This window comes from Shewanella sp. SG44-6, from assembly GCF_014164185.1.
GTDB classification, from domain to species: domain Bacteria; phylum Pseudomonadota; class Gammaproteobacteria; order Enterobacterales; family Shewanellaceae; genus Shewanella; species Shewanella vesiculosa.
Window position 1 is genome coordinate 1 of the sequence record NZ_JACJER010000191.1, and the last position, 6,178, is coordinate 6,178.

At 37.5% G+C, this 6,178-nt stretch carries 7 protein-coding genes; all 7 read right to left on the bottom strand.

What is annotated here, in order from left to right:
• Window positions 1-64 precede the first annotated feature (64 nt).
• Window positions 65-271: a cold-shock protein gene (locus tag H5185_RS20695; protein ID WP_124018113.1), complete on the bottom strand. Its 207-nt coding sequence runs from the start codon at window positions 269-271 to the stop codon at window positions 65-67.
• 253 nt (window positions 272-524) lie between these two features.
• Window positions 525-1,346: a 23S rRNA (guanine(745)-N(1))-methyltransferase gene (gene rlmA, locus H5185_RS20700; protein ID WP_182698747.1), complete on the bottom strand. Its 822-nt coding sequence runs from the start codon at window positions 1,344-1,346 to the stop codon at window positions 525-527.
• Window positions 1,347-1,371: 25 nt separating this feature from the next.
• Window positions 1,372-2,175, bottom strand: a complete 804-nt coding sequence (locus tag H5185_RS20705; protein ID WP_182743046.1) for a hypothetical protein — start codon at window positions 2,173-2,175, stop codon at window positions 1,372-1,374.
• A gap of 274 nt (window positions 2,176-2,449) precedes the next feature.
• The gene (locus H5185_RS20710; protein WP_182743047.1) at window positions 2,450-2,764 is read right to left on the bottom strand and encodes a glycoside hydrolase family protein; all 315 of its coding nucleotides are present in this window, start codon (window positions 2,762-2,764) and stop codon (window positions 2,450-2,452) included.
• A 441-nt stretch (window positions 2,765-3,205) separates the two neighbouring features.
• Complete coding sequence (locus H5185_RS20715; protein WP_182743048.1) at window positions 3,206-4,636, bottom strand: hypothetical protein; 1,431 nt, start codon at window positions 4,634-4,636, stop codon at window positions 3,206-3,208.
• Window positions 4,637-4,896: 260 nt separating this feature from the next.
• The gene (locus H5185_RS20720) at window positions 4,897-5,421 is read right to left on the bottom strand and encodes a hypothetical protein (RefSeq protein ID WP_220494508.1); all 525 of its coding nucleotides are present in this window, start codon (window positions 5,419-5,421) and stop codon (window positions 4,897-4,899) included.
• The coding region (locus tag H5185_RS20725; RefSeq protein ID WP_220494509.1) for an AAA family ATPase at window positions 5,411-6,178 on the bottom strand (768 nt) is incomplete at its 5' end. The genes H5185_RS20725 and H5185_RS20720, both read right to left, overlap by 11 nt.

Here is a 6,178-nt window from a genome sequence, read left to right on the forward strand (position 1 = left end):
CTTTAAAGCTGTAGCAATTTATTGCTGCAGCTTTAAAGTCCTAACATTTAGCTCGAGCTAAATATTAAACTACTGAAACGTTCTCAGCTTGAGGACCTTTCTGACCTTGAGTCACAGTGAAAGAAACTTTCTGACCTTCGTCAAGAGTTTTGAAACCGTCTGAATTGATAGCACGGAAGTGAACGAATACGTCTGGACCAGACTCTTGCTCAATAAATCCGAAACCTTTATCAGAGTTAAACCACTTAACAACACCAGTAACTTGAGACATAATATAAATCCTGTAAAAAAATAGTTAAAGCCTTAACGGCGGTAAAGCTGGAAAATGCCGGTATTACTTATGTTTACAGGACGAAACTGTTCGTATTGATAAATATAAGCCCAACCTTCAAGCTGAGTAAACTATAAACCATTTTAGAAATAAGTCAACAAACATCGGCAAAACAACCCTATTTATTTAATGCCATCACAAAACGGTTTATCTTTGAGCATCAAATAGTTATTTATATCAATTATCTGATTGTTTATTGTTCGCGTTGATGAATTTCGATTTTAAAGTCTATCTCACATTCGAGCCCTTGCTCTATTATTTGAGACTTTTGTGAGTCACTCAGCTTCCAGGCGTAAGGCGTCATATTAAGAAAATGATCAATATCTTCTGTACGCGTCAGTGACAACGAATAACCAAGCTCTTCATGTGCTAAATAAGTAAATCCTGCTAATACTATCGACTCTTCAGAGTGTAGTTTGGGTTCACTGTAGATCTTCTTCTTTAACGCATAGTGATGCATAGGACCTGGTGACACAGTAATGAGTATTCCTCCTGGTTTTATCACCCTTTGTAACTCTTCAATTTTAGAGGGCGCATAAATACGGATGGCTAAATCAAAACTGTCGTCTGCAAAAGGCATTTCAAATGCACTCGCAACGCAAAAATTCATTGTTGAATAGCGTTTTGCGGCATAACGAATGGCAAACTTAGAAATATCCAGCCCGAAAAGTTCAATATCGGATTGCGTGGCAGATTGTAGTGTTTCAAACAACCTATGACTGTAATATCCCTCACCACAGCCTATATCAAGGATCTTGTTTACATCAGTGGTATATTCAAGCGCTAACTGATTTACCTTGTCACTTAGCGGTTGATAAAAACCTTGATTAAGAAACTCCCGCCTAGCAAACATCATTTCTTTGTTATCACCAGGATCTTTGGTTTTCTTCTTCTGTACTGGTAATAAATTAACGTAACCTTCTTTTGCAAAATCAAATTGATGGCGTTGTTCACATTGCAATGATTTTTGTTTTTGTACTAAGGGGGCATTACAAATAGGGCAAATATAAGACATGTTGGACTCTAGAGTTACTGAAAAATTAAAGATCGTCTTCACACAGCTTATTGACCATTTCCGACACGTCTTTAGGGGCTAATAGTTCAAAACAATCTAATTTACGTTGTAGTTGTTCATTACTAACAATCTGTTCATTTGATGAATATCCTAAGTTGGTACGCTCTAATGACTGATGATAGGTGCGTAACAACCATTGGTGCTTATTTTGCAATAAATGATCAAGTTTTAATAGCTCGGTTGATACACCAGGGTGGATTTTCCCCGACTCACCCCGCAAATAATCACGTAACTCTCGTCGTACTTGCTCTAATTCACTAATATGAACAGCAAGCATGTTAGAGGGCTCATCATGATCAAACTTACGGCCTAATATCGCTTTAGCCATAACGAGAACTTGAGGTTCGCTCAAAATCCGTAAATCATTCTCTAAGGTTACTAATTCAAAACGAGTTTCGGTAGATAAACTAAAATAAACACCCGCATCGATGTTAATGCTAACCGTTACGCCACGTCTTAGCTGTTCAATACACACCCGAGGCGCCACGCCTGTTAAAGGATATAACTTTATCCCCTGCCCCACACTACGTCTTTGCTGTGGAGTATTGATTGTCAGCGGCATCGTTTCAAAAGCAAAACTCAAGAACGGCTGAATTCGGGTGATGAGAGTCGCTTGAGTGTGACTAACTTGGCTAACCACAAACTCAACCAAAGGACTACTCATCGCTGATAACACTAATAAGTCACTCACACTATCAGGTAAGTGAAGCGTCAACGCAGTAGGTTGAACTATTTCACTCACACAGGGTTGAGTAAATACATGATGCATAGAATATCCCTTTATTACGTTATTGAATTTTAATCAGCAAATCCTCATTAGTCACGAGTAAACGAGTCAATATTAGAATTAATTTAATTGTAGATTAACTCATTATCATTTTTTTATGCTGATAAATATTAACATGATTTTACTCGGGAAAAGGATCTTATATTTACTATGGCTAACGCAATTCAACCGTCCCTATTTTGAGGTGTACACGCCCGTTTTGTCGCATATCCATAAAGCGCTTGGGTGCTCTTCCATGTGGTGCAGTTGATTGTTTTCAATGCAGCAAACGCAGTGTTCGCAAACGTAATAGGCTGCTAATGTGTTCACCCTCGCTTAATGGCGGGGTGAGTGTAAGCAATTCACGCTCAAAGGTGTTAAGGCTGATTGCCAGCATGTCTAAGCACTGCTGGTTAGTGAACACCATGCCAAGTTTAATGTTGTGACCAGTTTGGCCAAAGCAGGCCGTTTCAATACCGGCAGGGTCAACATAGGTGCGTAATACTTCATTCTTACTGGTGGCAACCAATACACCACCAGTAAGAATGGCACCAGTAAAACCGAGTGCCAAAAGCCTTGTTTTAATATTCATACCGCACCTTCTAAACCGATTAATGCAATGTCTAATGCAATGTCATGGTCACCAGACATAGGCCCAGCGATATACAACTTTTTACAGGTCATGTGTTCACCAAATAACGAGCAAAAAATGGGCTCCAATACAGGAGCCCAACGGCATTGATATTATGAGAGGTAACGAGAGAGGAAGCAAAGCCAGTTACGCAGTGGTATCAAGCTTATATAAACTGTACCTGTTTTTAGGGGTAAAAATACGCCATATATGGCGTGTTTTACGCCACATATGGCGTTGGTCGAATTGGCTTTGTGTGATATGTAAAACCGATAATTTCTAGGTTTGATTTAAAAGTTATCGGTTTAGTGAGTTGCTGCAAATCAAAATGGTGCACAAGCTATCGGCAAACTTACTTATGGACAAAAAAGTTAAACCTCAGCACTCAGAAATCACATTATGTTAGCCAAACGTAATATGATTCTTAGTCAACTCTTTATAACGTTTATCATTATGTATCTTATTAAGAATGGTTCCATTTTGCATGAGAAAATCCAAAATCTCTTGAATTCGTTCACTACGAGCATTTGCTTTCAAGTTTGTTAACACTGTAATCATATGCTTTTGGCAATGAGTATTATCTAATGTTACTCGAACTTCATTGGTATGCATTGCAATGATGGTGTTAATTATATTTTGGTCACCAAGCATGCCAAAAAATTGATCATATAACGGACGGCCAGCAGGTGAAACACCTGTATTGTATGGGATGCCTTTACCAACACGACAAATCAGAACAGCTTTAATGATTTTATTAACTCTTTCAACAGGAATGTCGGCCTCTGTTTTTAAATAAGAAAGAATTTTACGCATATGAGGGGGCTCATTGTAAAAATTATCCCAAGAGTATCTAGCTTGTAAAAGGTCATCGGCATGGCTATCCAATGAAATGATTTTTGAATCTAGGGACTGATAACGATTTCCATCACAGAAATTGAAAAATTCAACACCTAACGCATGTTTGTCGTTATGAAGATTATTTTTATAGCCATCTATTGTTACCCCAAGTTTGTATTTAACATTGTCACTACTTTTACCCCAAATATGAGGAGCAAATAATGCTATGTTTTTCCTAACAATGTTACCTGTACTTAAAGTGCTGTATATTCCAAAAATACTATTTAATAAGTTGTCCGTATTTTGAAGGGAAAGATCACCTAAGGGTTTTTCCATACTAGAAATTGTTGCGGTGTCTAAAACATCTGGTGATCTTTTTAAATTTTCTATAAATGATTTTATTTGTATTGCCGAAGCGGAAGGTTTGTCATTTAAAATATCTTGGACGCAAGTTTGTAACCAGCCTAATAATTCATAAGCATTTATTGAATAAGAATTGGGGTGCGACGCACCTATGTCATTTCTCATTGTTAAAATATGGTTTAGCTTTGTATAAACAATGTCGGAGATTAATTCGAGTTTCCGGCATGTGTTTACGAGGTTATTATCTTTAAGACCTGATAGGTCTTCTTCGGTAGCGTAAAACTCTCTTCTGCTTCCCCCAACAGCTGCATCAAAGAACATATCAAGTCCATAAACAATAACTTTTTCTCGTAAATTTATAACTACTTCATTCCAAACATAGTTCAGTGACGCATCGAACAAACCAATAGCAGCTCCAGCAACAAACTTAGATAAATAGCGTGCGTCTCTTTTTACTTCTGCTGGTAATGACTCAATAAATGCAGGTAGATTAGCTTCAATAATTTTTCGTTCAGGGAGCGAAGCAATAATATTTTCTGTAGGCAATCCTAAGTGAGCTAGATACCCTTCGAATTTAGTTGTATCTGTAGAAAGCATACCTGCTTGTGGTTTTGATAATAATTCAGTACTCATTTATTCTCTCCATGCTATGAGCGGGAAGTTTGGCTAAAGAAGCTGTAGAATAACTCTAACAGCCAAATTCAATAAAAACGAGCTCCTGAAATCAACCCTAAGCGCTTTTAAAACACTAGGTTATACATTTGGACCCCATAAAATATGGCTGTTTTTCTTAAAAAAAGTAATTCTACAGCCTCAACGCCTTGCTAAGCGTAAATAACGGTTGGCTAAAATCGCGAAGCGATAGCCGACCATTATTCTTCCGTTTAAGCAACTTATATGGCCGTAGTTTCGGCAACTAAATAATATTTTTTTGGTACAAAGCCGTCTGACACTAAATAATCCGTAACAATTTCTCGATCAGCGATTGCATTGAACCATTTTATAGCTCTTAAACTACCACAGGTAATCGATAATTCACAAAACACACTTCTAGCAATGTCGTCGTTTGAAGCAATAATACAATCAACCTCCAAAGCGCCATCAATTAAGTGTGCATCTTTGAGAGCTATGGCAATTTTTTTATCTTTTAAATTATCAACTATGAGAGTTTTGGTGGTAGCTTGTGGATTAATGCGGTTAATCCTTTTCTTTGCAATCATTGAAGCAAGCCATTTAGTTGCAAATATAGAACGATGCTTCTTCCATTCAGCACCAAGAGTTGGACACATAGCTATCATATGACCATTTTGAGATACTGCATTCAATAAAGCTCTTGAGCCACTCGACCTAGGGTGTTCTGTCATTCCCGATGATCTTGCAATATCGGCATCTATAATCACTGAATAATTATTGGCCATAAGCGACCTCTTCAACGGCATCAAGATATAACTGCTCAACATTCAAACTTGTATCATCGAAGTCTTCAGGCCATTCACCAAAAGCTCCGAATTCATCTAATATAGCTTTAGAAACTTCAGTTTCACCAGTTTCTATATTTTGAGTAAACCAGTTAAGGGCAACTTTGCTTTTATCTAATTCTTTTTTTACCACCGCGATTTGAATACCCCGAATTAAAATGGAGCTGTGTGTTTCAATAATAACTTGAACTCCCCGATTGATAGCTTTAGTTATTATTGCAGCTAATTTAAACTGCGCTTTTGGATGTAGGTGTAGCTCAGGTTGCTCAATATAGACATATTGCCCTTTTTTGGCTGCAATGAGCGCAACTAATACAGGTAGAGTTTGTGACACACCAAAACCAACATCTGCAATGTTTACACAATCTTGCTCATCAGCACTGTTTGAACGTGAAATTTGAATTTCAACACTCGTGTCATCAATTTTGACTGTTTTAATATTACTTGCTAATCCCAGCTCGAGTAATTGTTCTTTCAGTTGAGCATGCTTTGCTTCAAGCCTTTTAAGTTTCCCCCAATTACTGATAATACTTGCTACATACTTTTCAAAAGAACCAGGATAAACATCTTCCGATGAAGCTATTTTGTAGGTCCTTTCAGGATTTCCACGTAATCCAGGTACGTGAATTAAACGAGTAACAAAATTTTGTAACTTCATTGTTGGCTCTATTCCCGCTTTTAAACGAGAGAACTTGTC